The 1,998-nt window shown below is 72.8% G+C and carries 1 pseudogene; it reads left to right on the top strand.

The features are described from left to right. Positions 1 to 1,998: pseudogene (locus FV220_RS24825) on the top strand (hypothetical protein); the annotation flags it as partial.

The raw sequence follows: 1,998 nt of genomic DNA, 5'->3' as shown, positions 1-1,998 counted from the left end.
CCGCCGAAGTTACTGCCCCCGCCGAAGTCGCTGCCCCCTCCGAAGTCGCTGCCGTCGCATCGGACCCGGTCGAGCCGTTCACGAACTCGATCGCCGAGATGATGCGGCGTCTCGACCGGATCGACCACAAGATCGGCCAGGACCAGCAGGCCTCGCAACAGGCGGCGAGCCGGACGATCGAGGAGATCGAGGCCCGGATCAGCACCGTGCTCGATGCCGGCCTGTCCCCGGCCGCGCAGATGGCCGAGCGCCTGGGCCAGATCGAGCGCCGCATGGTCGAGCTCGGCGAGCAGCTGGCGTCCCCGCGGCCGATCGGCCGGCGCGGCCGTCCGGCGGAGGCCGAGATCCGCGACGCCGTCGCCGAGATCCGCCAGCGCCAGCGCGAACTCGATTCCGACGGGACGCCCGCCCAGGGCAAGGCGAGCGGTGCCGCTCTCCGGATGCCGTCTCCCGCCATTTCCGAATTGCAGGCCGAGACGAGCCGCCTGCGCGAATCGATCGGCGGCCTCGCCACGGGTCGCGACGTCGGCGCCCTCGAACAGGCCATGCGCTCCCTCGTCACCGGGGTCCAGCGCGCCCAGGAGCCGGCCGACCTCGCCGCCATCGCGGCCCCCATCGAGTTGATCCGCGTTCAGGTCACCCGTCTCGCCGACGACGTGGCCGAGAACGTCCATGCCCGCGTCGCCAATGACGTGGAGCGCCTCGCCGCGAAGGTGGACGGCGCGCTCAGCAACAGCACGCCGGGCTTCGCCGACCGCGACGAGCTCGGCAACCTGTTCCGCGAGCTCGACGAGATCCGCCGCCTGATCGCCGCCCTGGCCGGGCCGGAGCGGATCCAGAGCCTCGCGCAGGGTCTCCAGGCCATCAGCGCCCAGATCACCGAGCTGCAGGGCGGCGTCGGCGGCGACGGCTCCAACATGGCCGAGCTGCGGCCCCTGCTCGAAGAGATCCGCACCGGATTGCGGACCCCGCAATCGGGGGGGATCGAGGAACAGATCCAGGCGATGGGCGCCAAGCTCGACGCCCTGCGTGACGGTGCCTCCGGCGGCGGCGGCAACTCGGACGCGATCATCGTGCGCATCGACGCCCTGGCCGACAAGGTCGAGCGGGCCAGCGTCAATCCCGTCGGCGACCTGATCGGCCGCCTCGAAGACCTGGGCGAGACCCTGCGCCGGCCGGTGATTCCCGGCGGCGACCTCGCCTCGATCCACGGCATGCTCCACGACCTCGCCGAGAAGCTCGACCGTGTGGGCGGCCCCGTCGGGCCGCGCGCCGAGGGGCTGGATGCCCTGGAAAAGCAGGTCCTGGCGCTCGCCAGCCGTATCGACACGCGGGACGCCGACCCGGCCCTCGCGGGGCTCGAGCGGACGATGTCCGACCTCCTGGCCCAGGTCTCGGCCCTGCGCGACGAAGCACCGATCGAGGCCGCCGTGGAGCGGGCGGCGCGCAACGCCGTCGCCGAGAGCATCGGGACCACCGGCGATACCGGCGAACTCGAACTGCTCAAGGCCAGCCTCGCCGACCTTCGCATGCACCAGGCCGCCTCCGAGCAGCGGATGCAGGCGACCCTCGACGGTGTCCATTCGACCCTGCACAAGCTCGTCGGCCAGCTCGGCGCCCTGGCGGAGGGCGGAGCGCTCCCCACCAACCACGCCTGGTCGACCCATGACCTCGCCGAGCGCCTCGCGGTCGCCACCGGCCGCGTGGACGAGCGTGCGCCGATGCAGAGCGGAATCGGCGTTCGGCGCCCCGAAGCCCTGCGGGTGAGCCCCACGACGCAATCCTTCGAACTCGGCCATGTGACGGACCTGCCGCTGGAGCCCGGCACCCGGCGTCCGAACCCGGATCGTCCCGCCGACGCCACGACGGATGCCGCCGCGCCGACCGAGAGCGACATCAAGACGAGCTTCATCGCCGCCGCCCGGCGCGCAGCGCAGGCGGCGCAGAACGAGGCGGCCGAGGCTGCCCGCTCGCCCGGGATGCGCGGTCGCGCCTCAT

The sequence above is a fragment of the Methylobacterium sp. WL19 genome (genome assembly GCF_008040005.1).
Classification (GTDB): Bacteria; Pseudomonadota; Alphaproteobacteria; order Rhizobiales; family Beijerinckiaceae; genus Methylobacterium; species Methylobacterium bullatum.
The sequence above is the reverse complement of the archived record's forward strand: the minus strand, read 5'-3'. Positions and strand labels throughout refer to the sequence as shown.